General features: G+C 68.4%; 23 protein-coding genes. 11 read left to right on the top strand and 12 right to left on the bottom strand.

What is annotated here, in order from left to right; translation table 11 throughout:
• The first annotated feature begins 5 nt into the window (after positions 1 to 5).
• The 3 genes from ACYQ8K_RS20395 (at position 6) to ACYQ8K_RS20385 (ending at position 6161) form a co-directional block, all read left to right on the top strand.
• Entirely contained in the window at positions 6 to 2414 is a 2409-nt protein-coding gene (locus ACYQ8K_RS20395) for a CaiB/BaiF CoA-transferase family protein (protein WP_459971809.1), read from the top strand.
• A gap of 19 nt (positions 2415 to 2433) precedes the next feature.
• Positions 2434 to 3918, top strand: a complete 1485-nt coding sequence (locus ACYQ8K_RS20390; protein WP_459971807.1) for an acetyl-CoA acetyltransferase — start codon at positions 2434 to 2436, stop codon at positions 3916 to 3918.
• A gap of 113 nt (positions 3919 to 4031) precedes the next feature.
• Positions 4032 to 6161, top strand: coding sequence for an NAD-dependent epimerase/dehydratase family protein (locus tag ACYQ8K_RS20385; RefSeq protein ID WP_459971805.1), 2130 nt, complete (start codon positions 4032 to 4034; stop codon positions 6159 to 6161).
• Positions 6162 to 6611: 450 nt separating this feature from the next.
• Here the strand turns inward: ACYQ8K_RS20385 and ACYQ8K_RS20380 are convergent, their stop codons facing one another.
• Positions 6612 to 7742: a hypothetical protein gene (locus tag ACYQ8K_RS20380; RefSeq protein ID WP_459971803.1), complete on the bottom strand. Its 1131-nt coding sequence runs from the start codon at positions 7740 to 7742 to the stop codon at positions 6612 to 6614.
• A 264-nt stretch (positions 7743 to 8006) separates the two neighbouring features.
• Between ACYQ8K_RS20380 and ACYQ8K_RS20375 the strand changes: the two genes are divergently transcribed.
• Both ACYQ8K_RS20375 and ACYQ8K_RS20370 read left to right on the top strand, forming a co-directional pair.
• Positions 8007 to 10625: an ATP-binding protein gene (locus ACYQ8K_RS20375; protein WP_459971802.1), complete on the top strand. Its 2619-nt coding sequence runs from the start codon at positions 8007 to 8009 to the stop codon at positions 10623 to 10625.
• 927 nt (positions 10626 to 11552) lie between these two features.
• On the top strand, positions 11553 to 11780 hold the full coding sequence (locus ACYQ8K_RS20370) for a hypothetical protein (protein WP_459971800.1): 228 nt from the start codon (positions 11553 to 11555) through the stop codon (positions 11778 to 11780).
• Between the two features lie 17 nt (positions 11781 to 11797).
• Here the strand turns inward: ACYQ8K_RS20370 and ACYQ8K_RS20365 are convergent, their stop codons facing one another.
• The 7 genes from ACYQ8K_RS20365 to ACYQ8K_RS20335 form a co-directional block, all read right to left on the bottom strand.
• A complete protein-coding gene (locus ACYQ8K_RS20365) occupies positions 11798 to 13030 on the bottom strand; it encodes an NAD(P)/FAD-dependent oxidoreductase (protein WP_459971799.1) in 1233 nt (410 codons plus the stop codon).
• Positions 13031 to 13075: 45 nt separating this feature from the next.
• On the bottom strand, positions 13076 to 13801 hold the full coding sequence (locus tag ACYQ8K_RS20360) for a DUF72 domain-containing protein (protein WP_459971797.1): 726 nt from the start codon (positions 13799 to 13801) through the stop codon (positions 13076 to 13078).
• A 7-nt stretch (positions 13802 to 13808) separates the two neighbouring features.
• Positions 13809 to 14435: an endonuclease gene (locus ACYQ8K_RS20355; RefSeq protein ID WP_459971795.1), complete on the bottom strand. Its 627-nt coding sequence runs from the start codon at positions 14433 to 14435 to the stop codon at positions 13809 to 13811.
• A gap of 42 nt (positions 14436 to 14477) precedes the next feature.
• On the bottom strand, positions 14478 to 14810 hold the full coding sequence (locus tag ACYQ8K_RS20350) for a TfoX/Sxy family protein (protein ID WP_459971793.1): 333 nt from the start codon (positions 14808 to 14810) through the stop codon (positions 14478 to 14480).
• A 40-nt stretch (positions 14811 to 14850) separates the two neighbouring features.
• Positions 14851 to 15240: a nitroreductase family deazaflavin-dependent oxidoreductase gene (locus tag ACYQ8K_RS20345; RefSeq protein WP_448293165.1), complete on the bottom strand. Its 390-nt coding sequence runs from the start codon at positions 15238 to 15240 to the stop codon at positions 14851 to 14853.
• A gap of 110 nt (positions 15241 to 15350) precedes the next feature.
• Entirely contained in the window at positions 15351 to 17672 is a 2322-nt protein-coding gene (lon, locus tag ACYQ8K_RS20340) for an endopeptidase La (protein ID WP_459971792.1), read from the bottom strand.
• A gap of 94 nt (positions 17673 to 17766) precedes the next feature.
• The gene (locus ACYQ8K_RS20335; RefSeq protein ID WP_459971790.1) at positions 17767 to 19008 is read right to left on the bottom strand and encodes an alpha-hydroxy acid oxidase; all 1242 of its coding nucleotides are present in this window, start codon (positions 19006 to 19008) and stop codon (positions 17767 to 17769) included.
• A gap of 18 nt (positions 19009 to 19026) precedes the next feature.
• Here ACYQ8K_RS20335 and ACYQ8K_RS20330 point away from each other — a divergent pair, with 18 nt between their 5' ends.
• The gene (locus ACYQ8K_RS20330) at positions 19027 to 19464 is read left to right on the top strand and encodes a DUF1810 domain-containing protein (RefSeq protein ID WP_459971788.1); all 438 of its coding nucleotides are present in this window, start codon (positions 19027 to 19029) and stop codon (positions 19462 to 19464) included.
• On the opposite strand, the gene ACYQ8K_RS20325 is transcribed toward ACYQ8K_RS20330, so the two are convergent.
• From ACYQ8K_RS20325 to ACYQ8K_RS20315, 3 genes are read right to left on the bottom strand one after another with little or no spacing between them, the layout of a single operon-like run.
• Positions 19461 to 20789, bottom strand: a complete 1329-nt coding sequence (locus ACYQ8K_RS20325) for an alpha-amylase family protein (protein WP_459971787.1) — start codon at positions 20787 to 20789, stop codon at positions 19461 to 19463. The two genes, ACYQ8K_RS20330 and ACYQ8K_RS20325, sit on opposite strands and share 4 nt — an antisense overlap.
• Positions 20790 to 20799: 10 nt before the next feature.
• Positions 20800 to 21336, bottom strand: a complete 537-nt coding sequence (locus tag ACYQ8K_RS20320; RefSeq protein WP_459971785.1) for an alkyl hydroperoxide reductase — start codon at positions 21334 to 21336, stop codon at positions 20800 to 20802.
• A gap of 40 nt (positions 21337 to 21376) precedes the next feature.
• A complete protein-coding gene (locus tag ACYQ8K_RS20315; protein ID WP_459971783.1) occupies positions 21377 to 21964 on the bottom strand; it encodes a peroxiredoxin in 588 nt (195 codons plus the stop codon).
• A gap of 116 nt (positions 21965 to 22080) precedes the next feature.
• On the opposite strand from ACYQ8K_RS20315, the gene ACYQ8K_RS20310 reads away from it, so the two are divergent.
• From ACYQ8K_RS20310 to ACYQ8K_RS20295, 4 genes are read left to right on the top strand one after another with little or no spacing between them, the layout of a single operon-like run.
• Positions 22081 to 23016 carry a hydrogen peroxide-inducible genes activator gene (locus ACYQ8K_RS20310; RefSeq protein ID WP_459971781.1) on the top strand — a complete coding sequence of 312 codons (936 nt, stop codon included), beginning with the start codon at positions 22081 to 22083 and terminating at the stop codon, positions 23014 to 23016.
• A 26-nt stretch (positions 23017 to 23042) separates the two neighbouring features.
• Positions 23043 to 23744: an EthD domain-containing protein gene (locus ACYQ8K_RS20305; RefSeq protein ID WP_459971780.1), complete on the top strand. Its 702-nt coding sequence runs from the start codon at positions 23043 to 23045 to the stop codon at positions 23742 to 23744.
• A 9-nt stretch (positions 23745 to 23753) separates the two neighbouring features.
• Entirely contained in the window at positions 23754 to 24197 is a 444-nt protein-coding gene (locus tag ACYQ8K_RS20300) for a TIGR03618 family F420-dependent PPOX class oxidoreductase (protein WP_459971778.1), read from the top strand.
• Between the two features lie 18 nt (positions 24198 to 24215).
• Positions 24216 to 24965, top strand: coding sequence for an enoyl-CoA hydratase/isomerase family protein (locus ACYQ8K_RS20295; RefSeq protein WP_459971776.1), 750 nt, complete (start codon positions 24216 to 24218; stop codon positions 24963 to 24965).
• On the opposite strand, the gene ACYQ8K_RS20290 is transcribed toward ACYQ8K_RS20295, so the two are convergent.
• Positions 24962 to 25147, bottom strand: coding sequence for a (2Fe-2S)-binding protein (locus ACYQ8K_RS20290; RefSeq protein WP_459971774.1), 186 nt, complete (start codon positions 25145 to 25147; stop codon positions 24962 to 24964). The two genes, ACYQ8K_RS20295 and ACYQ8K_RS20290, sit on opposite strands and share 4 nt — an antisense overlap.
• Positions 25148 to 25431: 284 nt before the next feature.
• On the opposite strand from ACYQ8K_RS20290, the gene bfr reads away from it, so the two are divergent.
• A complete protein-coding gene (gene bfr / locus ACYQ8K_RS20285; RefSeq protein ID WP_064951406.1) occupies positions 25432 to 25911 on the top strand; it encodes a bacterioferritin in 480 nt (159 codons plus the stop codon).
• The last annotated feature ends 21 nt before the right edge of the window (positions 25912 to 25932 follow it).

The following is a 25932-nucleotide window of genomic DNA, read 5'->3' as shown; positions in this document are numbered from 1 at the left end:
TCCAGATGGCCGACGGATTGCTCGATGCCGTGCGCGTCCTCGACTTGTCGAGCGGCGTCGCGGACGCGGTCACCCGGCTGTTCGCCGACTTGGGCGCCGACGTCCTCAAGGTGGAGCCGCCGGGCGGTTCCCCGGGACGCGATGCGCTGCCCACGCTGCGCGGAGCCGGCATTGCGTTCGCGATGCACAATGCGAACAAGCGCAGCGCGGTGCTCGACCCGTTCGACGACGAGGACTGCGACCGCTTCCAGGGGCTGGCCGCCGAGGCCGACATCGTCGTGGACACCGGCGCCGACGAACGCGGAGCCATGTTCGGGACCTCGGGCGAGGAGCTGGCGGCCCGCTATCCCCACCTGGTGGTGCTGTCGATCACCGACTTCGGTGCGACCGGCTCGCGGTCATCGTGGCGTGCCACCGATCCCGTGTTGTACGCGATGTGTGGCGCGTTGTCGCGGTCCGGCCCCACCACCGGCACCCCGGTGCTGCCACCGGACGGTATCGCGTCCGCGACCGCCGCGGTTCAGGCGGCCTGGGCCGCACTCGCGGCGTATTACAACCGATTGCGCTGCGGCACAGGTGATTACATAGACTTCTCCTGGTTCGACGCCGTCGTCATGGCCCTCGATCCCGCCTTCGGCGCGCACGGCCAGGCCGCCGCCGGGGTCCGTCGCAGCGGCCGGTGGCGCGGCCGGCCGAAGAACCAGGACGCCTACCCGATCTACCCGTGCCGGGACGGTTACGTCCGGCTGTGCGTGATGGCGCCGCGGCAGTGGCGCGGCCTGCGGCGCTGGCTGGGGGAGCCCGACGAGTTCCAGGACCCGAAATACGACGCGATCGGTGCGCGGTTCGCGGCCTGGCCGCAGATCAGCGAGCTCATCCGGGAGCTGTTCGCCGGGCAGACGATGAAGGACCTGGTGGCCGCCGGCCAGGCGAACGGGGTGCCGATCGCCGCGGTGCTGACGCCCGCGCGGATCCTGGGGTCCGAACACTTTCAGGCGGTGGGTGCCATCAACGACGCCGAACTCGTGCCCGGCGTGCGGACCAGCGTGCCGACCGGATATTTCGTCGTCGACGGCCGGCGCGAAGGTTTCCGCACGCCGGTGCCGGCCGCCGGCCACGACGAACCGTACTGGCGGGGCAATCCGTCGGTGGTGCCGTCGTCGTCGGGCCGGCTCGGCGACTATCCGTTTGCCGGGCTGCGGATCCTCGATCTGGGCATCATCGTCGCCGGCGGTGAGCTGAGCCGGCTGTTCGGCGACCTGGGCGCCGATGTCATCAAGGTCGAAAGCGTCGAATACCCGGACGGGTTGCGGCAGGCCCGGGCCGGCGACGCCATGAGCGAGTCGTTCGCCTGGACGCACCGCAACAACCGGGGCCTGGGACTGGATCTGCGCAGCCCCGAGGGCAAGAAGATCTTCGCCCGGCTGGTGGCCGAGGCCGACGCGGTGTTCGCCAACTTCAAGCCGGGAACCCTTACGGCACTGGGCTTTTCCTACGATCGGCTGCGCGCGATCAACCCGCGGATCGTGCTGGCCGAAAGCAGCGCGTTCGGCGACACCGGGCCGTGGAGCGCGCGGTTGGGCTACGGCCCGCTGGTCCGAGCCACCACCGGGGTCACCCGGCTGTGGACGTCCGACGGCGCGCAGGACGACGCCGCGACCGGCAGGCACGGGTTCTACGACGCGACGACGGTCTTCCCCGACCACGTGGTGGGGAGGGTCACGGCGGTCGGCGCGCTGGCCGCGCTGATCCACCGCAACCGGGCCGGCCGGGGCGCCCACGTGCACATCTCGCAGGCCGAAGTCGTGGTCAATCAGCTCGACACGCTGTACGTCACTCAGGCCGCGCTGGCCGCCGGTGTCGCGCAGATCCGCGAGGACACCAGCCTGCATGCGGTCTACCCCTGCGCGGGCGACGACGAATGGTGCGTCATCTCGATCCGCTCCGATGACGAATGGCGCCGCGCCGCTTCGGTTTTCGACCATATCGGATGGGCCGACGATCCGCGCTTCGCCACCGGAGAGGCGCGGCTGAACCATCGCGGCGAGCTGGTGGAGCTGGTGTCCGGCTGGACCCGCACGCGCACGCCGCTGCGGGCGGCCGAGCTGCTGCAGTCGGCCGGGGTGCCGGCCGGGCCGATGAACCGCCCGCCGGACGTGCTCGAGGACCCACAGCTGATCGCGCGAAACGTGTACAGCCCCATGACGCATCCGCTGATCGAAAGCCCGTTGCCGGCCGAGACGGGCCCGGCGCCGTACCGCCACATCCCGGCGGCGCGGCAGGCCCCGGCGCCGCTGCCCGGCCAGGACACCGTCGAGATCTGCCGAAGCGTGCTGGGCATGAACCCGGCGGACATCGAGCGGCTGATCGACGACGGCGTGCTGTCCGTCCCGGCCGACGACGTGAATCCATAGCCACGCTAAATTCGTTCCCATGAGCGTCGACCCGAGGACCCCGGTGTTGATCGGCTTCGGCCAGGTCAACCATCGCGACGAGATCGACCCGCAAACCCGGTCGGTCGAGCCGATGGACCTGATGGTGGCCGCGGCAGAGCAAGCCGCCGATGCCGCGGTGATCGAGGCCGTCGACTCCATCCGCATCGTGAACATCCTGTCGGCCCAGTACCGCGACCCGGGCCTGCTGCTCGGCCAGCGGATCGGCGCGTCGGGCTTCAGCACGCTGTACAGCCCCGTCGGCGGCAACGTGCCGCAGTCGCTGGTCAACCAGGCCTGCCTGGACATCCAGCGCGGCCACGCCAAGGTCGTGCTGTTGGCCGGGGCCGAAACCTGGCGCACCAGGCGGGGACTGCGGGCCAAGGGCGGCAAGCTGGTGTGGACCGAGCAGGACCACTCGGTCCCGATGGCCGAGATCAGCGGCGACGACGTCGCGATGGCCGGCGACGCCGAGATCAGGATCTCCCTGGACCGGCCGGCCTACGTCTATCCGATGTTCGAGGAGGCACTTCGGGTCGCGAACGGCGAGTCGATCGACGATCACCGCAAACGCATCGGGGCGCTGTGGGCACGGTTCAACGCCGTGGCCGTGGACAACCCGAACGCCTGGATCCGCAAGCCGGCGAGCGCCGACGACATCAGCCAGCCGGGCCCGCAGAACCGGATGATCAGTTGGCCCTACACCAAGCTGATGAACTCGAACAACATGGTCGACCAGGGCGCGGCGCTGGTGCTGACGTCGGTCGGGGAGGCGACCCGGCTGAAGATCCCGGCCGAGCGCTGGGTGTACCCGCACGCGGGCACCGACGCCCACGACACCGCGTCCATCGCCGAGCGCCACGAACTGCACCGGTCGACGGCCATCCGGATCGCCGGTACGCGGGCGCTGGAGCTGGCCGGCCTGGGCATCGACGACATCGACTATGTCGACCTGTACTCCTGCTTTCCCTCGGCGGTTCAGGTGGCGGCGGCCGAGCTCGGGTTGAGCACCGACGATCCCGCCCGGCCGCTGACGGTCACCGGGGGGCTCACGTTCGCGGGCGGACCGTGGAGCAATTACGTGATGCATTCGATTGCCACCATGGCGGAGTTGCTGGTTGCCAATCCGGGCCGTCGCGGCCTGATCACCGCCAACGGCGGCTACCTGACCAAGCACAGCTTCGGGGTCTACAGCACCGAGCCGCCGGCCGAATTCCGTTGGGAAGACACGCAACCGTCCGTCGATCGGGAGCCGACGACGGACGCGGTGGTCGAGTGGGAAGGCGTCGGCACCATCGAGGCCTGGACGACCCCCTTCGACCGCGACGGCCAGCCCGAGAAGGCCTTTCTGGCCGTGCGTACACCCGACGGGTCGCGCGCTCTGGCCGTCGTCACCGATCGCGCCGCGGCGCAGGCATCGGTGCGGGAAGATATCGGTGGCGCCAAGGTTGCCGTCGCCGCCGACGGCAGCGCCACGCTGCGGTAGCCCCGGCCTCCGGCGTCACGGCCGGTCACCGAACCGTTATCGGACTAACGGTCGCGTAGCCAGTGCCTACTTGCCTATTGTTGAGTGCTGAGGGTTGGGGGAGGTGAGCCCAGGTGCACATCCTGGTTACCGACGCCACCGGCGCACTCGGGCGGCTGGTCGCTGGGCAGCTGATCGCTGCCGGGCACACGGTCACCGGGATTGCTGAACTTCCCCATCCGTGCCTGGACGGCAACGTCGAACTTGTTTGCGCGTCGCTGCGCGACCGCGTCCTGCGCGAGCTGACCGACGAAGCCGATGCGGTGATCCACCTGGCCCCGATCGACCCGTCCGTCCCCGGCAGCGCGGACATGGACGGCCTCGCGCGGGTGACCGATGCGGCCGCCCGCGCGGGTTCCCGGCTGCTGTTCGTGTCGCAGGCCGCCGGCCGTCCCCAGCTGTATCGGCCCGCCGAAGACCTGGTGTCCTCGAGCTGGGGACCCACCGTCGTCGTCCGGATCGCGCCACCGGTCGGTCGCCAGCTCGACTGGATGGTGTGCCGCACCGTGGCCACCGTGGTGCGCGCGAAGGTCTCGGCCCAGCCCATGCGGGTGCTTCATCTCGACGACCTGATGCGCTTTCTGGTGCTGGCGCTCAACACCGACCGCACCGGCGTGGTGGACCTCGCCAGCCCGGACACCGTCAACCTGATCACCGCCTGGCGGATGTTGCGAAGCACCGACCCGCGGTCCCGGCTGCATCGGGTGCGCAGCTGGTCGCAACTGATTCCGGACATGACTTTCGCTGCGGCACAGGAGGATTGGTCGTTCGAATTCGGCTGGCACGCGCTCGATGCGGTGGCCGACACCGCGCGTGGGCTCGTCGGCCGCCGGCTCGACACCGGCGGCGCGATCAACCACGGCGGACGGCTCGCGCTCCCGGTCGAGGTGTTGGCGCACGCCCGGCGGCCGGCCGACGACGCGCACAGCGCGGCGCCGGAAGGCATCGAGGGCGAATTCGACGACCAGATCGATCCGCGGTTCCCGGTGTTCAGCAGCTCCGCCCTCGACCAGGCGCTGCCTGGGCCGCTCACGCCGATAACGCTCGACGTCCAGCTGAGCGGGCTGCGCGCCGCGAGCCGGGTGCTGGGTCAAGCGCTCGCGCTTGGCGGCACGGTCGACGAGGAGTGGGGCAGCAGGGCCATCGCGGTGTTCGGCCACCGCCCCTACGTCGGGGTATCCGTCAACCTGGTTGCCGCCTCCCAGCTGCCCGGCTGGGACGAGGACGCCGTCGCCCGCGACGCCCTGGTCGGCCGGCCCCACGTCGGGGATCCGCTGCCGTTCGGTGAGCCGGCCTTGGCGAGCGGCGCCCTCGGTTCGGTCGCCAAGGCGGTGGCCGCGGGACGGTCGGTGGCCCTGCTGCGCCATCTGCGGGCCGACACCCGCGCCTACGGCGCCGCGGCGGCCGCGGAGCACCTCGATGCCGGCCAACTCGCGCTGCTGCCGGAGGCGGCACTGGAAGTCCGGCTCCGGCTGTTACGCGACCGCATCCATCAGGGCTGGATCCTCAACGCGCTGTGGCTGATCGACGCCGGCATCAGCGCCGCGACGCCGGTCCGTAGCCAGGCGCATCGCAGCGTCCCCGGGGTGGGGATGATCACCGACAGCGGGCTGGTCGCCGCGGAGATCGCCGGGTTGGCGGCCGCGCTGCGGGCCGACCCGCCGTTGTGTGCGCTGGCGCAGGAGGGCAACCTCGCGAGCATTCGCGCGTTGTCGCCGAGGACCGCGGCCGTCGTGGATGCCGCCGTCGCACGGATCGGGCATCGCGGCCCGGGCGAGGCCGAGCTGGCCGGCACGACGTTCGCCGACGACCCGACGATGCTGCTGATCGCCGCCGCGGCCGCCGCCGCCGTGCCCGCACCGTCGCCGGCGCCGGCGCCGGACCAACATCCCGCCAGCGCCCGCGGCTCCCGGGAGTTGGCCCACGACACCACGATGCGGTTCACGCACGAACTCCGAATGACGCTGCGCGCCTTGGGTTCCCTGCGAGTCGAGGCCGATCTGATCGACGACGTCGACGACATGTACTACTTGACCTGCAACGAATTGGTCACCCTGCCCGGCGATGCACGGCTGCGGATCAAGCGCCGCCGCACCGAGCGGGAACGGCTGCAGGTGCAATGCCCACCCGATGTCATCGACGGGGCGTGGGCCCCGGTGCCGCGCAGCGCCGACGGCCCCGACCCCGAGCGCACTGCCGGCTAGTCGCGCGGCAGGTCGGAGTGGCCAATGCGGTCAAGCTCGCATGCCCCACTGGCCTCGCAGCTCTGTGCGGTTGGGGCGAGCCGTCGGCGGCGCGCGACGGCTCTGACCGCGCTAACGCCGGCAGCGCAACCCAAGCCAGCGATGACAAGCGGTTCCCACCACGTGTCTTTGACGACAAAGCCACCGGTTCGGTGGACCTCGACATCGTGACCGACATCTGGAGACGAGGCACCGGTGATGATCACCGACCCCTTCGGCGCACCGCTTGCGTGCGCCGAACAGTTATTGATGGGCACGTTGACGCTATCCGCCCCGTTGTCCCAACAGATGTCGACTGTCACTCGAGCGGGAACACCGTAGTGCCGATTCCATACCAGGAATATCGCGATGGATAACAGCGCCAGCGAAGTGGCGAACAAGCCCAGGATCGCGAGGAGTCGAGGACGATCGCTACTTCGGCCGGGTCGTATCACCGTGGTCCCTCCTGATAGCGGTTTGCTGAGATCGGCGTGGTGTTGCCGGTGTCTCGGTGGTAGGCGACCGCCGCATGTCTTCCAGATGCGGGGCCAGCCCGAACTTCTCGGCGAGCGTCAGCAAGTCCGCCGCCGAGACAACATAGGCAGGCCGTTCACTCGAGCGAGACCCTTTGCCCCGCCACGAAAATCGGAATTGCGACCCCACCAGGTCGAGACATCCGACGGTCACCGGCTGCACACCGGGAATACTCAGGATCAGGCCGGGGACCGCGGCGTAGTCGTAGGTGCTGGCGTCGCCGCTGGTGACGCTATCCGGTTGGTAGATCGCCGGAGTCGCGGTTACCTGTGGACGCGAAGCCGAGGCACGCGGTGCGGTGTCGTTCGGGTCGATCACCCGGATCCCGTCGTTGTCCACGTCAAGGACCAGGCTCGGTCGCGAGAGTGATCGCTGTAGTCTTAGTTGCTTCAGGAAGGCGAACGACCCCATCTGCTCGGCCAGATACGGGTTGGGAAACAACAGGCACCGGGTCGCCTCCTCCGGTGCGGGCCCGCGTGCATCCACCCCACTTTGACGGCCGCCCACGGCGAGAAGCTCATCGAATTCTGGGTCCCACAACCAAGCGTCGACCGCTTGAACAGGCGGCGCTTCGAGGCGTGTCGAGGAAGCAATGCGATGATCTCGTCCGCCGAGAACAAAGCGGCGAGATCCAGATCGAAGGTGAAGCGCCACACCCATGTTCGCCCATGGGCTCAGCGTCGCATCGGCGAATGAAAAGACATCACGCGGCCACCGATCGATGGTCAGGCCTTCGGTCGTGGCGCCAACGAGGACCTCTCGGCGCGATCGGCACCATGCGTAGACCAACCAGACCACGGCGACCAGCATGGTGACGGCAGCCCCCGCGCCCAGGCCGACGGCGACGCCCGTGCCCACGCCCGCGCGGGCACCCACGCCCACTCCGGCCGCCAAACCGACGCCGACCGCCAAGCCGTAAGCGACGTTGAGAGTTCGCTTCCCGGTCGCCAATTCGTTCATTGTGGAGGACACGGATGCAGGGGATGCCACGAACTGGCGCGACGCGGCCGGGCTCTCGTTGACTCGCATCCCGATTCCTCCCACTTTCTGTTTGCCGACCCGGCGCCGGCGACGCCGAACGCTGTGCAACGGGACGCGTCCGGGCGGTGTCGCGGCTACAGTGAGAGCCGCATCATGTCCGGATGTGCGGTTGCTGCGGCCGCGGCGGCCCGCCCGGGGCGCGTGTGTGTAGTGTGCGCCGGCGGGGCGGCACGGTTGATGGGCAATTGGGCCCATTTTTCAGCGCCCGGCACAGACGGCACCGTGGGTCATGTCGGAACGAGGCGGGCGCCTGTGGAGGGCTTGCTTGAGCGCTCGGCGGTGCTTGCCGAGCTGGGCAACGTGGCGCGGCAGGTTGCCCGCGGCGGGCCCGGGCGTCTGGTTTTGCTGCGGGGGGAGGCCGGGGTCGGAAAGACCGCGGTGCTGGATCACTTTGGAGCCGGCCTGGATTCGTCGATGCGGGTGCTGCGGGGCTGGTGTGATCCGCTGGTCGCGCCGCGCCCGCTGGGGCCGCTGATCGACGCGTTGGCCGGGGTGGGTCCCGCGGCGGCCGGCGCGCTGGACGCGGCGATCCAATCTGGTGACACCGGCATGCTCTACCGGCGGCTGCTGGCGATGTTGCGCGACGGGCACAGCTGGGTGTGGGTGATCGAAGACGCCCATTGGGCCGACGGCGCCACCCTGGATCTGCTGCGCTTCCTGGCTCGGCGCACCGAGTCGCTGCCGCTGCTGCTGGTGGTGTCCTACCGCGAAGATGAACTTGACCGCCAGCACCCGCTTTCGGTCGCCCTGGGGGACGTGGCCACATGCGCGGCGGTGCGCCGCATCGGGCTCGAGCCGCTGAGCCGTCATGCGGTGGCACAGCTGGCCACCGGCAGCGGGGTCAACGCCGAGCAGCTACACGAACTGACCGGGGGTAACCCGTTTTTCGTCACCGAGGTGCTGGCCACCGGCCCGCCCGCGCTGACCCGGCAGGGCTTACCACGCAGCATCGCCGAAGCGGTGCGCGGCCGGCTGGCCCGCCTGTCGCCGGCCGCGCGCGAAACCGCTGCCGCAGTAGCGGTCTGCGGCCCACGCGCCGCTGTTGCCCTGGTGGAAAAGGTCTGCGCCGCCGCCGGGGTCGGACTGGCCGAATGCCTCGACGCCGGGGTGCTGGTCGAAGGGCACGACGTCATCGACTTCCGCCACGAACTGGCCCGCCGCGCCACCTCCGACCAGATCCCCACCTACCAGCGCCGAGTTTTGCATAAACGGGCACTGGCGGTACTGGCCGAACCACCAATCGACCCGGATACCTTGGCGGCGTTGGCGTTTCACGCCGAACAGGCCAGGGATACCGACGCCGTCATCCGTTATGGGCCCGCGGCCGCCGAGCGGGCGTCAGTACTTGGCGCGAACCGGGAAGCCGCCGAGCTGTACGAGCTGACGCTGCGCCACGCCGATAGCGTCCCGGTCGAACAAAAAGTGCTCTGGATGGAGCAGCACGCGTTGACCTGCTATCTGTGCGGGCTCGCCGAGGCAGCGGTGTCGTCGTGGCGCGAGGCGATCCACTGGCGTCTCGCGTTGGGCGATCCGCTCGGCCAAAGCGAGAATCTGCGCTGGATGTCCCATGAGCTATGGGGGATGGGCCGCGTCAGCGAGGCCTTCGATGCTGCACGAGCCGCGTTAGAGCTGGCGCACGACGCCGGACCGAGTCCGCAGCTGGGCTGGGCGCTGGCCAACTTGGCCGAGTTCGCGAGCTGGGGTTTCGACCCGGCCGCCGTTGACTACGCCGCCCGAGCCATCGCCTTAGGAACGCGCATCGGTGATAACGCCTTGGTTATCCGGGCCCGCGCCGCTGCCGCGACGGCTCAGATCCTCACCACCAACACCGGCTGGGAGCAGCTGGAAGCGGCGTGGCGTGACGCGATGGCGACCGAGACTCGCGGCGAACATGCCGGATTGCTGGCGACTCTCGTTTGCTTGCTGGCGGCGATGCACCACGACATCGATCGCGCCGATCGCTACATCACCGACTCGCTCGCCTACTGCCGTGACCATAACGTGTTCACCTTCGAGGCCTTAGTCGTCGGGGTCGACGCGATGGTGCGACTGCATCGCGGCGACTGGGACCACGCCCGCACGGCTGCCGAAGATCTGCTCACCCGGCCAGGCCTCGCCGCAGTGAACCGGATTCTGCCGCAGCTCATCCTCGCCCTGATCCATGCGCGGCGCGGCCAGGACTCCGCCGTCAGATTGCTTGATGACGCCCTGGCCGGCGCCGAAACGGAGCACCTTCGATTCTTCTCGGTGTGGGCAGCGCGCGCCGAGGCGGCCTGGCTGGCAGGTAATGACGATGCCTGCCGCGGCGAAGCCCACGCAGGGCTGGCCGCCACCAATGCCCACGGCGACCCCTGGCTGGTCGGAGCTCTGCACCGCTGGCTTTATCTGGCCGGCGGCCGGTCCGTGGCCGGCGGCGGCGACCCACGCACACCGTTCGAGTTTGAGATCCGCGGCGACTGGCAGGCCGCCGCCCAGGAATGGCTGCGGCGCGGCTGCCCCTACGAGGCGGCCATCGCCCTACTTGGCGGCGATATCGCCGCCGTGCAATCGGCGCTGGCCACCTTTAGCCGCCTCGGCGCCAGGGCTGCAGCACGGCGCGCCCAGCAACGCCTCGCCGAGTTGCGTGGGCCCACCCGCCGCAGCCGCCGCGCCGACATCCTCGCCGACCCCGACGGGCTAACCCGCCGCGAAAGAGAAATACTGACCCTGATCGCCGCTGGCCACAGCAACGCCGACATCGCCACCGAACTGACCATCAGCCGCAGAACCGTCGCCCACCATGTCGCGGCGATCCTCGCCAAACTTGGCGTAGACAACCGCATCCAAGCGGCCGCCCGCGCGCTGCAGCGCCAAACTGCATCGCGGCTCTGACAAGACTTCAGGCGCCGTCGGCGCCGAGCGCCCAAAAGATGGGCCTGATTGCCCATCAACCACGCCCGCGCGCCGACGCACACTTGCAAATACCCACGCGCCGCGGGCGGGCCGCCCGGGATGAGTTCCGTTCTGCCACCCGAAGACCGCATTTGTTCCAGCCGGGTCCAGCACCGGATGACGAAGGACACGCATGATGCACACCGAGCACAACCTGAAGAGGATCATCGCGGGGACGCTGCTGTCCGGTGGCGTCGCGCTGGCCGGTTTAGGCCTGGCCGCGGGCACCGCCCAAGCCGACCGCGGATTCATGCCATCGATCCATGACCTTTTGCCAGAAGACGGGCCGGTACCGCCGGGCGCATCCGGGCCGTACAAGTGTTGCCCCGGAGATGGAATGGGAATTCGCGGGGCCACCGGTCACGGCTGCCCGGGCGGGTCACAGGGGCTTGGCGTTAACTGGGACAGGTCACAGTGCCACACATGGTGGGGCGTCCTCTGGGGGCATGGAAACGTTGACGCCAGTGTTTGGGAGGGGAATGATCCGCCCCCGCCGGAGGCGACACAGAAGCCGCCGTGCGGGTTTCCCTTCATGTGTTCGGGAACGCCGTGATCAGCGTCCCTTGGGAAGTGACTCGCATTGTCTGACAGTCTGATTCGCTTGGACGCCGTCGCGGTTGTTGGGATCGGTAGCGCGCCCGGCCGTGTGTAGTGATCCGAGAAAGCCCCCAACCGTCTAGGAAAAGACGCGACGCCATGTCACACCACCACTCAATAACGAGGGCCATTGCCGGCGCGCTTGCATCGGGCGGCGCGGCGGTCCTATTCGGGTTGTCACCTGGTTCGGCCCATGCCGATACGTTTTCTCCGCAGCCGCACAACTGGTGTCCCGGCCAAGGGTTGCCGTTCCGGGGCATCCAATGGGACATGGGTGTGTGCCACACCTGGTACGAGGTTCCGTTCGGCCAGGGCAATGTGCGGATGGTCGACACGCACGGAAATCCGGTGAACAGCTTCGTGTCGGCGGACACTCCGGCCCCCGTGTTTACAGCTCCACCGTCGCCGCCACCGCCGCCTCCGCATCCCTTCTGCACACCTCGTGGCAACCTGATCATCATCCCCCCGATCTGCGACGAGATCGGGGTGCCCGATTGACGGACCGCGCGTAGCGATCAGCCGAGCAGGCCTGCCAGCGACGACTGCGGATCGCACAAGCTGTCGACGTCGACCGGGGCCTGGGCCCGAATCAGAGCTTTGACGTCGTCGAGCACGTCCCAGACATTGACGTTCATCCCGGCCAGCACCCGGTCCTCGCCGTCGAGCCAGAACGCGACGAACTCGCGGCCGGCGACATCACCCCGGAACACCACCCGCTTGGAGTCGGGGGCATGCCCGGCGTATTCCATGCCGAGGTCGTATTGGTCGGTGAAGAAATACGGCAGCTCCGCGTATTCGCCTGGCGTGCCCAGCATCCCGGCCACCGCGACCGCGGGCTGCTTGAGCGCGTTGGCCCAGTGCTCGGTGCGGATCCGGGCGCCGAAGAGCGGGTGGCTGGCGGCGGCGATGTCGCCGACGGCGAAGATGTCCGGATCGCTGGTGCGCAACGAGGCATCGACGAGCACGCCGCCGTCGCCCATCGACAGCCCGGCCTGTTCGGCGAGTTCGGTGTTCGGCTTGGCGCCGACGGCCACCAGGACCGCGTCGGCCCCGATCGTCGACCCGTCGCGGGTCCGCAGACCGGTCGCCGCGCCGCCTGCCCTGGTAATCTCTTCGACCTGGGTCTGCAGCCGCAGATCCACACCGTGCTCACGATGCAGGGTGGCGAACACTTCGCCGACGGTTTCGCCGAGCGCGGCCAGCAGCGGTTGGCTGGCCGCCTCGACCACGGTGACGTCGACGCCGCGCTGGCGAGCGCCGGCGGCCACTTCCAGCCCGATCCAACCGGCGCCCACGACGGCCAGCGATGCGCCTTCGGTCAGAACGGAATTCAATGCCACCGCGTCTTCATAGGTGCGCAGGTAATACACGCCGCCGGCGTCCGAGCCCGGTATCGGCGGGCGCCGCGACGCCGAGCCGGTCGCCAGCAGCAGCTTGTCATAACCCACGGTGGTGCCGTCGGCGAGTCCCACGGTGTGGGCGGAGGTGTCCAGGTCGGTCACCCGGGTGCTGAGCCGTAGGTCGACGTTATTGTCCCGGTACCAGTCGGAATTGCGCACGGTGAAATCGGTCAGCGACTTCTTGCCGGCCAGATACTCCTTCGACAGCGGGGGCCGCTCGTAGGGCAGATGCTCCTCGTCGGCGAAGACCACGATGTGACCATCGAAGTTGTTGTCGCGCAATGCCTCTACGGCTTTGGCCGCCGCGAGCCCGCCACCGACGATCACGATGCTGGTCGGGCTGGCCATGGGGCGCCCCCTTCTTTCGAAGGATTCCAGCCTACTCGCGAGCGCTCAACCCAAAAGGTCGCGCAAGGTGAGCGCGTTGCGGACCGCATGCCCACCCAGGTCGTTGTTGAAATACATCCACACGTCCCTGCCGTCACGGTCCCACTGGGCGATGCGATCGGCCCAGCGCCGGAGGTCGTCATGAGAATACGAGCCGGCATAGTTGGCGTCCGGATCCGGGCCGTGCATCCGGATGTACACCAGGTCGGTCGTCGTCCGGGGGATGCACTCCAGCCCGAGCCCGCTCATCACCACATAGGCGGCGCGCCGTCGCTCCAGCAAGTCGAACACGGCGGGATCGTTCCATGACGGATGACGCAATTCGACGGCGACGCGGATCGATTCGGGCATGCGGGCCAGGAAGGAATCCAGGCGCGCGTCGTCGCGCTGCTGCTCGGGGTGCAGCTGCACAAGCAGCACACCGTGCCGATCACCCAGCAGCTTCCAACATCGCTCGAATCGCTCGATCCACGGGTCGGGCGAGGCCAGCCGGCGGTAGTGCGTCAGGCCGCGGTGCGCCTTGACCGACATGGTGAAGCCCTCCGGCAGCTGTTGGCGCCAGCCGGTGAAGGTCGAATCCTGGGGCCACCGGTAGAAACTCGCGTTGAGTTCGACGGTGTCGAACACCTCGATGTAGCGGGCGAGCCGGCGCCCCGACGGCGTTCCGGTCGGGTACAGCACATTCACCCAGTGGTTGTACGACCACCCCGAGGTGCCAATGCGTATGGTCACGGGCCGCTCAGCCGGTCACCCGCTGGCGCAGATCATCGTCCAGCGACACCCTGACCAATGCGGCGGCCAGTCGCGCGTTATCTTGCGGCGCAAGCGATCCCAATTTCTTCGGTTCGGCGGGCAATCCGAGTTGCCTGGCGGTGCCGGCTGTGCGGTCGTCGAAGTACGGCCGCACCCATGTCCACACGTCCTGAACCTCACGCAGGTAGATGTCGGCGCCGGTGTCGCCGATTCCCGTGAATTGCTTGAGCATTCGCTTGGCCTCGGCCGGGTCGTGGTGGCTGCGCTCGGCCAGCCGGCGCAGATCGCCGGCATAGTCGTCACGAGCGCGCTGGGCCATATCGGCGAGTCGAGTCGCCGAGCTCTCGTCGTAACGCACGTAGTGCGCGCGTCCGAACGCGTCGATCATGGTCCGCCGGTTCGCCTGCTGCACGGCTTTCGGTGTCCGCAGGCCGGCTTTGAACAGTTCGCGCGCGGCGGCCATCGCGATGTCCGCATCGATCGGCTTGCTGGCCAGCATGCACAGCACCAGTAGCTGGAACAGCGGCATCGGCTTGTCGCTCATCGTGATACGCGCCTGGGCGGCATAGGTCGTGCCGGCCATGTCGAGCAATCGTCGCACCCGGTTGTCCATACGCACCCGCGTACCCGCGCCCTGCGCGAACAAACGGACGCGCTATTTGGGCGGCAGGCTGCGCGCGTAACCGACTCCGCGGGTGACCCAACTGTTCAGCTGGCGTTTGGTGTGCACGCCGGCGGCGTCAACGCGCAACCAGCCGCGCGCTTCCCGGCCGGCCATCACCATCGGGCTGACGTGCGCACGCTCGACGAGTTTGTCGGTTTGCTCCGGCGGCACCCGCACCAGCAGCCCGCCCTGTCCGCTGGCGGCCACCGACATGTTGCCGTTGATCAGAAACGCCAGACCGCCGAACATGCGCTTTTCCTCGACGCCCGATTCGGTGCCGAGCAGTTCGCGAATCCGGTTGGCCAGGTCTTCGTCGTAGGCCATGTGACGACCCTAATCCCGCGGTCCAACACGGGAAACCGCGTCAGTCCAGATCGACGCGGATTGTCAGCAGGTCGCTGCCCATCAGTCGCACCACCGCGCTGTTCAGTCGCGGCAGATTGCCCAGCCGCTGCACGGCGTCATCGTCGGGCAGCAGGTGCGCGGTGCCGTTGCGCCACCGCCCGCCGACCCGCACGCGGACGGCGGGGTCGGCTTTGATGTTGCGGACGTAGTCCGAGTGCTCGCCGTGCTCGGAGACCATCCAGAACTGGTTGTCCACGACGCGCCCGCCCACCGCGGTGCGCCGGGGCTGTCCGCTCTTGCGGCCGGTGGTTTCCAGCATGGTCATCGGCAGCTGACGGCCGACCGGGTTGACCACCAGCCGTTGAACGCGATGGACGACTTGCCGTTTCAGTTTCGCGAAGTCACTCATACCCCGCGATTCTGCCGCACGAGAACGGCCACCGCCGGGGGAGGCCGAAACCTCTCGGCATCCCCCGGGGGCGTCTCGTCAGCGACGGCTGAACACGGGTTCAATCGGTGTCAGGCGGCCACCGTGGCGGCGTTGGCCGCCGGTTCCAGCGCCTGCGCCGCGATCTCGGCGACGTCGGTCATGGGCCGCACATCCAGCGCCGCGAGCACCTCGCCCGGGACATCGTCCAGATCCGGCTCGTTGCGCGCCGGGATGAAAACCGTTGACAGACCGCCACGTTGGGCCGCCAGCAGCTTCTGCTTGACGCCGCCGATCGGCAGCACCCGCCCGTTCAGCGTGACCTCACCGGTCATCCCGACGTCGGAACGAACCTGACGTCCGGTCGCCATCGACACCAGCGCGGTCACCATGGTGACTCCGGCCGACGGGCCGTCCTTGGGCACCGCGCCCGCGGGCACGTGCACGTGGATGCGCCGGTCCAGCGCCCTCGGGTCGACGCCCAGCTCCGCGGCGTGGGAACGCACGTAGGACAGCGCGATCTGCGCCGACTCCTTCATCACGTCGCCCAGCTGACCGGTCAGCTGCAGCCCCGGCTCACCGTCGGTCGCGCCGGCCTCGATGTAGAGCACGTCGCCGCCCAGGCCGGTGACGGCCAGGCCGGTGGCCACGCCCGGCACCGCCGTGCGTTCGGCCGATTCCGGCATGAAGCGAGGACGACCCAGGTAGTCAACGAGATCCGGCTCGTCGATGGACAGCGGCGTCGGGTCGGCGGCCAGCTTGGTGGTCGCCTTGCGCAGCGCCTTGGCCAGCAGTCGCTCGAACTGCCGCACTCCCGGCTCGCGGGTGTAGTCGGCTGCGATCTTGCGTAACGCGGCGTCGGTCACCGCCACCTCGTCCTCGGTCAGCGCCGCGCGCTCCCGCTGCCGGGGCAGCAGGTAATCCCGGGCGATGGCGACCTTGTCGTCCTCGGTGTAGCCGTCGATCTGCACCAACTCCATGCGGTCCAGCAGCGCCGACGGGATGTTCTCGATCACGTTGGCGGTGGCCAGGAACACCACATCGGACAGGTCCAGGTCCAGATCCAGGTAGTGGTCGCGGAACGTGTGGTTCTGCGCCGGGTCGAGCACCTCGAGCAGCGCCGCGCTCGGGTCGCCGCGATAGTCGGAACCGACTTTGTCGATTTCGTCCAGCAGCACAACGGGATTCATCGAACCCGCCTCGCCGATCGCCCGCACGATCCGGCCCGGCAGCGCGCCCACGTAGGTGCGCCGGTGCCCGCGGATCTCGGCCTCGTCGCGCACGCCACCCAGGGCGACGCGCACGAACTTGCGGCCCAGCGCCCGGGCCACGCTCTCGCCCAGCGACGTCTTACCGACACCGGGAGGGCCGGCCAGCACCATCACCGCGCCGGAGCCGCGGCCGCCGACCACCTGCAGACCCCGCTGCGCGCGGCGCGCACGCACGGCCAGGTATTCAACGATGCGGTCCTTGACGTCGTCCAGCCCGTGGTGGTCGGCATCCAGGATCTCGCGCGCGGCCTTCAGGTCCGTCGAGTCCTCGCTCGTGACGTTCCAGGGCAGGTCGAGCACCGTGTCCAGCCAGGTGCGGATCCAGCCGCTTTCCGGGCTCTGGTCGCTCGAGCGTTCCAGCTTGCCGACCTCGCGCAGCGCCGCCTCGCGCACCTTCGCGGGCAGCTCGGCGGCCTCGACGCGCGCCCGGTAGTCATCCGAGCCGTCCGGTTCACCCTCGCCCAGCTCCTTGCGGATGGCGGCCAGCTGTTGGCGCAGCAGGAACTCCTTCTGCGTCTTCTCCATGCCCTCGCGCACGTCCTCGGCGATCTTGTCGCTGACTTCGACCTCGGCGAGATGGTCGCTGGTCCAATCGATCAGCACGCGCAACCGCGCGGCGACGTCGACCGTCTCCAGCAGCTGCCGCTTCTGCGCATTGGTCAGGTAGGACGCGTAACCGGAGGTGTCCGCCAGCGCCGACGGGTCGGTCAGCCTGTTGACGTAGTCGATGATCTCCCAGGCCTCGCGCCGTTGCAGCATGGCCAGCAGCAGCTTCTTGTACTCCGCCGTCATGGCCTTGATCTCGTCGGTGGTCTCGGTGTCGGGGACCTCGGTCACCTCGACCCACAGCGCCGCGCCGGGCCCGGACGCACCCGCCCCGATCTGCGCCCTGCGCTCGCCGCGCACGACGGCCGCGGTGCCACCGCCCGCGATGCGGCCGACCTGCAGAATCTTGGCGATCACGCCGTGTGAGGGATAACGGTCCTCGAGCCGGGGGGCGATCAGCAGCTGCCCTGATTCACTGGCCTGAGCGGCGTCGATCGCCGCGCGGGCGGCGTCGTCCAGCGCGATCGGCACCACCATTCCGGGCAGCACGATGGTGTCAGTGACAAACAGCACCGGCACCGACTTGGCTTCAGCCATCAAATCCTCCAAAAGTTGAGTCTGATGCGCTTAACCCAGCCGGGCGGCGGTTTGTTCCCGAACAGATCGGGCCGTCACGGGTGTGCGACCGGCCTCACACCGGCGGAAGGGGGCCCAGCCGCCGGAGCTGCGTGACGTGCTGGGGCGTCAGCTCTTCCAGGCAGGTGACGCCCAGCAGTGCCATGGTCCGCAGGATCCCGCTGGCAAGGATGTCGATCGCGCGGCTCACCCCCGCCTCGCCGCCGGCCATCAGGCCGTACAGGTAGGCGCGTCCGACCAGCGTGCAACGGGCCCCCAGCGCGACCGCGGCGACGATGTCCGCGCCGGACATGATGCCCGTGTCGACCAGGATCTCGGTGTGCTTGCCGAGTTCTCGCGCGACCGTGGGCAGCAGGTGAAAGGGGACCGGGGCCCGGTCCAGTTGGCGCCCACCATGATTGGACAGCACGATCCCGTCGACACCGCGGTCGACGACGGCGCGCGCATCCTCGAGTGTCTGAATCCCTTTCACGACGAGCTTGCCGGGCCACTGTGCCTTGATCCACTCCAGGTCGTCGAAGGTGAGGCTGGGATCGAACATCGTGCTGAGGTATTCGGCGACCGTGCCCGGCCAGCGATCCAGCGAGGCGAACGCCAGCGGTTCGGTGGTCAGCAGATCGAACCACCATTTCGGGTGCGGCACGGCGTCGAGCACGGTGCGCAGCGTCAGCGTCGGCGGGATCGTCATGCCGTTGCGGTTATCCCGCAGCCGGGCGCCGGAGACGGGAACGTCGACGGTGGCCAGCAGCGTGTCGAATCCCGCCGCGGCGGCGCGTTTCACCAGTGCCATCGAGCGCTCGCGATCGCGCCACATATAGAGCTGAAACCACTTTCGGCCCTGGGGGACGGCGGTGACCAGATCTTCGATCGCGCAGGTGCCCAGCGTGGACAGGGAAAACGGGATGCCCGCCCGCGCGGCCGATTGCGCGCCGGCGATCTCGCCCTCGGTGTGCATCAATCGGGTGAAGCCGGTGGGCGCGATCGCGAACGGCGACACCACCGGCTGGCCCAGCACGTTCCAGCCGGCGGTCACGTTGCTCACGTCACGCAGGATCGTCGGATGAAATTCGATGTCGCGGAACGCTTGTCGCGCACGCGCGATGGACAGCTCGTCCTCGGCGGCGCCGTCGGCGTAGTCGAATGCCGCCTTCGGGGTGCGCCGCTTGGCGATGGCGCGCAGATCCTCGATGGTGTAGGCGGCCTCGAGGCGGCGCCTGGTCGCGCTGAACCGGGGCCGCTTGAAGTGCAGCAGCGGCGCCAGGTCGCGCACCTTGGGCACTCGCCGTTGGACTGCCATATGTGCAACCGTAGTCGTATGGAATCGGCAGGCGACCCCTTCGATCTCAAACGCTTCGTGGACGCGCAGGAACCGGTGTACGGCGATGTCGTCGACGAGCTGCGGGCCGGCCGAAAACGCAGTCACTGGATGTGGTTCGTCTTCCCGCAACTGCGCGGCCTGGGCGGCAGCGCGATGGCGGCGCGGTTCGGCATCGCCTCACTCGACGAGGCGGGCGCATACCTGCGCCACGAGCTGCTGGGGCCGCGGTTGCGCGAGTGCGCCCGGCTGGTCACCGCGGTGCAGGGCCGATCGATCGGCCAGATTTTCGGGTCCCCGGACGACCTCAAACTGTGCTCGTCCATGACGCTGTTCGCCCGCGCCACCGACGACAACCAGGACTTCGTGGCGGTGCTGGACAAGTATTACGACGGCCGCCAGGACCGGCTGACCCTAGAGCGGCTGCCGAAACCCTAGGCCGGGCTCAGAATCCGCCAGCCCCGGGCCTCGACGACGACGGTGTCGACGACGTCGGGCGGCGGTGCCGCCGATCCACCGATCACCTGCGCGCGCGCCGTGCCCAGCTTCGGCAGGGAAACGCGCAGCGGCTCGTCGTCGATGTTGAGCACCACCAGCAGCGCCTCGTCGCCGTTGCGGGTTTCGTACAAGTAGTGCCGATTTTCCAGCAGCCGTGCGGTGGTGCACGCCGCGTGCAGCCACGGGTAGCGGCGACGCAGCCCGATCAGATACTGGTGCAGCCGCCAGATGTCAACGCCGAAGTCATCCAGTTGCATTGGGGGAGAGCCGAACTCGGGTCGTACCGCGTCGTCGCCGCCGTACCGTTCCTCCTTGACGCCGCGGAAGCCGAGCTCGTCGCCGGCGTACACGCTGGGCACGCCGCCGATGGTCAGCAGCAGCACCAGCGCGTGGGCCACGTGTTCGGGGGCCTCCAGCCGGCTGACGATGCGGGTGACGTCGTGGTTGCCGATGAACGTCAGCGGCGAGAAGCCGGTCAGAAAATCGTTGTGGCGCTGCAGCGCCCAATCGAGTTCGAAGAAGTTGCCGTCGTTGAGGCTGCTCCAGATCGCCTTCCACAGCTCGTATTGGGTGGCCGAATCGAAGGTGGCCGCTTGCACGACTGCGGCGTAGTCGCCGTGGATGAGTTCGCCGACGAACCAGGCATCCGGGTAGCGCTCGCGCACCCGAGGCAGCGTCGAGGCCCAGAAATGTTGCGGCACAGCGTAAGCCGCGTCGAGTCGCCAGCCGTCGGCGCCACGCCCCAGCCAGTGCGCCATCACGTCGACGGTGTAGTCGGCGACCTCGGGGTTCGCGTGGTTGAGGGTGATCAGCCCGGAGTGGCCTTCGAAGGTGTGGAAGCGGCCGGGGCGTCCGCGAAACCAGCGCGCGGCCGCGTCGTCGTCGGCCGCCGCACGATGGCGTTCGAAATCCTCGCCGACGTGATTGAACACGCCGTCGAGCAGCACGCGCAGGCCGCGCCGGTGCGCCTCGGCCACCAGGTGGTCGAAGTCGGCGTCATCGCCGAGCCGGGGATCGATGCGGTAGTGGTCGGTGGTGTCGTAACCGTGTGTGCGCGAGGCGAAAATGGGCCCCAGCGCGACGCCGGAGGCCCCGAGTTCGATGGCATGGTCCAACCAGTCGACGAGCCGCCGCAACCGGTGTTCCTGCGGTTGCGGCGGCTCGTGTGACTGCGGTGTGGGGTATGCCCCCACGAACCCCAGCGGGTAGACCTGCCACCAGATGGCGTGCTGGACCCAGGAGGGTCCCGTCACGGCACTGGACACGGCGGCGCTATCAGCCGACGGTTGCCAGCGTCTGGGAGGCGATGATCGCTTGTGCCACGCCGGAAACGATCGCCGCGGCCTTCAACGCCTCTTGGATGGTCTCCCGGCTGGCACCGGCTTCGCGCAGCGTGTGCTCGTGCGCCGCCACGCAGTCCGGGCATCCGTTGATCGACGACACCGCGAACGACCACAGTTCGAAGTTGACCTTCTCCACGCCGGGATTGGCGATGATGTTCATCCGCAATCCCGCGCGCAGGTCGTCGTACTTGCCATCGAGGAAGCCGCGGCCACGGTAGAACACGTTGTTCATACCCATGATCGAGGCGGCTCCCAGCGCCGCGTTGTACGCCTCGGCGGACAGGATGTCGGCCGCCTCGGCCCCAATCTCGGTGAGCACCTGTGTGTTCCGGGTCGCTGCGGCGCTGGCCAGCAACGTGCCCCACAGCTGCTCCTCGTTGAGCTCGGTGGTGCGGGTGATCGAGCCCAGGTTGAGCTTGAGGTCCTTGGCGTACTCCGGCAGCGCTTCCTTGAGGTTTTCGATGCTCATCTCGCCTCCTAATCAGGCCTTGTACCCGTCCGGGCCCGACTTAAGCCGACTGCTTGAGCAACTCGGTGGCGTCCAGCGTCGGGTCACCCTTGCGCCAGTTGCACGCGCACAGCTCGTCGGACTGCAGGGCGTCCAGCACTCGCAGCACCTCTTCGACGTTGCGGCCCACGGAACCCGCGGTGACCGACACGAACTGGATCTCGTTGTTGGGGTCCACCAGGAAGGTCGCCCGGTCGGCCACGCCCTCGGCGTTGAGCACACCGGTGCCCAGGCTGAGCTCCCGCTTGATGTCCGAGAGCATCGGGAAGGGCAGCTTCTTCAGGTCCTCGTGCTGCGCACGCCAGTTGAAGTGCACGAACTCGCTGTCGATCGAGACGCCCAGCACCTGCGCGTCGCGGTCTTCGAACTCGTCGTTGAGCTTGCCGAACGCGGCAATCTCGGTCGGGCACACGAAGGTGAAGTCCTTCGGCCAGAAGAACACCACGCGCCACTTGCCGGCGTGGTCCTCGTTGGTGATGGTGGTGAAGTAGTCCCCAGGCTGCTTGGCGTCGACCTTGGACAGATCGCCCGCGATCAACGCAGTGAGCTCGTAGGCGGGGAACTGGTCGCCGATGGTCAGCAGAGGCATGTCGCTCCTTGTCTGGATTTACTTTGTCTGGATTTACTCAAGATTAGCTTTCGCCCACCATGTTGCCGCGTACCCTAGTTGAAGTAAAGGTGATATTTCCCACTAGACTTATAGGTATGTCCGATAAGAGTTATCAGCCCACTATCGCTGGCCTGCGCGCCTTCGTCGCCGTCGCAGAGAAGCGCCAATTCAGTAGCGCCGCAACGTCTCTCGGCGTGAGCCAGTCGACATTGTCGCAGGCGCTGGCGGCGCTGGAAGCGGGCCTGGGCACCCAGCTGGTTGAGCGTTCGACCCGGCGTGTCTTCTTGACAGCGGAGGGCGCCCAGCTGCTGCCGCGCGCCCAGGCCGTCGTCGAGGCGGCGGACGCATTCAGCGCCGCGGCCGCGGGCTCGTCGGACCCGTTGCGGGCAGGCATTCGGCTGGGGCTGATACCCACCGTGGCGCCCTATGTGCTGCCCACGGTGCTGGCCGGCGTCGCCGAGCAACTGCCGGGGCTCACGCTGCGGGTGACCGAAGACCAGACCGAGCGACTGTTGTCGGTGCTGCGGGAGGGCGCGTTGGACGCGGCGCTGATCGCCCTGCCCGCCGAGGGCGCCGGCGTCACCGCGATCCCGATCTACGACGAGGATTTCGTGCTCGCGCTGCCTCCGGGGCATCCGCTGGCGGGCAAGCGCCGGGTTCCGGCGACCGCCCTGGCCGACCTGCCGCTGCTGTTGCTGGACGAGGGACACTGCCTGCGCGATCAGGCACTCGACGTCTGCCACAAGGCGGGTGTGCGGGCGGAGCTGGCCAACACCCGGGCCGCGTCACTGGCGACCGCCGTCCAATGCGTGACCGGCGGCCTGGGCGTCACTCTCATTCCCCAGAGCGCGGTGCCGGTCGAGGCGTCCCGAAGCCGCCTGGGCCTCGCGCAGTTCGCCGCGCCGCGCCCGGGCCGGCGGATCGGTTTGGTTTTCCGCTCGTCGAGCGGGCGCGACGAGTCCTATCGCGAGCTGGCCGGGCTGATCGGCACGCTGATCAGCAGCCAGCACCAGGTGCGGCTGGTCAAATAGCCGGCCGGCGACGGTAAGTTCTGCCTATGGAGAAGGTCATCGCCGTGCTGAGGCGTCCCGAGCCGGATGACGCGTGGTGCGCCCGGCAACGGGGTCATGTCGCCGACGCGCTGCTGCAATTGGGCGTCGCCGGGCTGCAGGTGAACGTTCGTGACGGCGCCGTGCGCCACTCGCTGATGACGTTGACGACCCTGGACCCGCCCGTGGCCGCGGTGGTGAGCATGTGGACCCAGCAGTGCTACGGCGACCAGATGACGGCGGCATTCAAATTCCTTGCCCAGGAATGTGAACAGCTGGCCGCGTACCTGGTGACCGAGTCGGTCCCGTTGATCGCGCTCGCCGTCGAACCCGGTTCTCGCACACCGGGTTTGGCCAACATCGCACTGCTGCGCCGGCCCGCCGACATGGAACAGGCGACGTGGCTGGACCGTTGGCAGCGTGACCACACGTCGGTGGCCATCGACACGCAGTCGACGTTCGGCTACACCCAGAATTGGGTGGTGCGAGCGCTCACCCCGGACGCGCCGGGAATCGCGGGCATCGTCGAGGAGTTGTTCCCGATCGAGGCGGTTACCGATATGCACGCGTTCTTCGGAGCCGCCGATGACGAGGACCTGCAGGACCGGCTGGGCCGAATGGTCGCCAGCACAACCGCATTCGGCGCCAACGAGAACATCGACACTGTGCCGACCAGCCGCTACGTGTTCGAGACACCGTTCCGGGAGTGAGGATCGCCCATGACAACGCTCGACGAGGCAGTGGCGCTGGCCAAGGGAGAAAGCGGACTGGCGGTGATCTCGACGGTTCGCGCCGACGGAACCGTGCAGGCGTCGCTGGTCAACGTGGGCCTGCTGGCGCACCCGGCGAATGGCCAACCCGTGCTGGGCTTCACCACCTACGGCAGGGTCAAGCTGGCCAACCTGCGCGTCCGGCCGCAGCTGGCGGTGACCTTCCGCAACGGGTGGCAGTGGGCGACCGTGGAGGGGCGCGCGGAGCTGGCCGGCCCCGAGGATTCCCGGCCCTGGCTGACGGACGCCGATCAGTTGCGACTGCTGCTGCGCGACGTGTTCACCGCGGCGGGCGGCACCCACGACGACTGGGACGAGTACGACCGGGTGATGGCAGCCGAGGGCCGCGCCGTGGTGCTCATCGCCCCAACCCGCGTCTACAGCAACGGCTAGCCTCGCTAGGCTGCTCGCGTGACGCTGCAGATCGATGACGAGAACCGGGTACGCACCCTCACGCTGAACCGGCCCGAGGCGCTCAACGCATTCAACGAAGCCCTCTACGACGCCACCGCCGAGGCGCTGCTGGCCGCCGCCGAGGACCCCGAGGTGGCGGTCGTGCTGCTGACCGGCGCGGGGCGCGGCTTTTCCGCCGGCACCGACCTGGCCGAGATGCAGGCCCGCATCACCGACCCCGATTTCACCCCCGGCAAGCACGGCTTCATCGGGCTGATCACTGCGCTCAGCGCCTTTCCGAAGCCCCTGATCTGCGCGGTGAACGGCGTGGGCGTCGGAATCGGCGCCACCATCCTCGGCTATGCCGATCTGGCGTTCATGTCGGCGACCGCCCGGCTGAAGTGCCCCTTCACCAGCCTGGGCGTGGCGCCCGAAGCGGCGTCGTCATATCTGCTGCCCCAGCTGGTGGGCCGGCAGAACGCGGCCTGGCTGTTGATGTCGTCGGAATGGGTCGGCGCGGACGAGGCGTTGCGGATGGGCCTGGTCTGGCGGGTCTGCGAACCGGACGAGCTGCTGGCGCAGGCCCGTAAGCATGCGGAAATCCTTGCCTCCCGGCCGATTTCGAGCCTGATGGCCGTCAAGCACACCATGATGGAACCCGTCCGACCGGAGATCCTGGCGGCCACCGCCCGGGAAAACGCGCACTTCGCCGAATTGATGGGCGCGCAGGCCAATGCGGCGGCGCTGGCCGACTTCAACAAACGCTAGATCGACGACGCCGTTTCCAGCTTCGCCTGGGCGGCGAGGATCGCGCGCAGGGTGCGCCGGCAGCGGCCGCAGTCACCGCCGGCGCCGCACGCGGCGGCGATCTCTTTGGAGGTCGATGCGCCTTGCGCGACGACGTCGCACACGGTCTGGTTGGTTGCCCCAACACAGAGGCACACGTACATCAGCGCACCTCCTGCACGTCGGAATCTCCTTCGTCGAGATCTCGGTCCAGCGTCTGCGATTCGCATGCCGCTTATTAGCGGAGTCTAACCTAAGTTCGTAAGCCCAGTCTAACCTAACCAAGGGGCGACTTACCTCACTCTTCACGTCACTGAGCGCAGCCAAACCTTGCTGGAACATTCCCAGCGGCCGTGGCAAAGTGCTGCTACAGCCCAGGTTTGCGTGCTCCAGCCCAGCGCGCCCGCCGCGGCCACATACGACAGCCGCTCACACCATAGGAGTGACAATGCAAGGGGATCCGGAAGTTTTGCGTCTGCTCAACGAGCAGTTGACCAGCGAGCTCACCGCGATCAACCAATACTTCCTGCACTCCAAGATGCAGGACAACTGGGGTTTCACCGAGTTAGCTGAGCACACCCGGGCCGAGTCCTTCGACGAGATGCGACACGCCGAGTCGATCACCGACCGCATCCTGATACTCGACGGGTTGCCGAACTACCAGCGCCTGTTCTCGCTGCGGATCGGCCAGACGCTGCGCGAGCAGTTCGAGGCCGACCTGGCCATCGAGTACGAGGTGATGGACCGGCTCAAGCCGGCGATCATCCTGTGCCGCGAAAAGCAGGACTCCACCACCGCGAACCTCTTCGAGGAGATCGTTGCCGACGAGGAAAAGCACATCGATTACCTCGAGACGCAGCTCGAGTTGATGGACAAGCTGGGCGTGGAACTGTACTCGGCGCAGTGCGTGTCGCGGCCGCCCAGCTGACGCTCCGGCGCCGACCCGCGG

Source organism: Mycobacterium sp. MUNTM1 (assembly GCF_054660795.1).
Note: the sequence above shows the minus strand (reverse complement) of the source record. Positions and strands in the feature narration are given on the sequence as shown.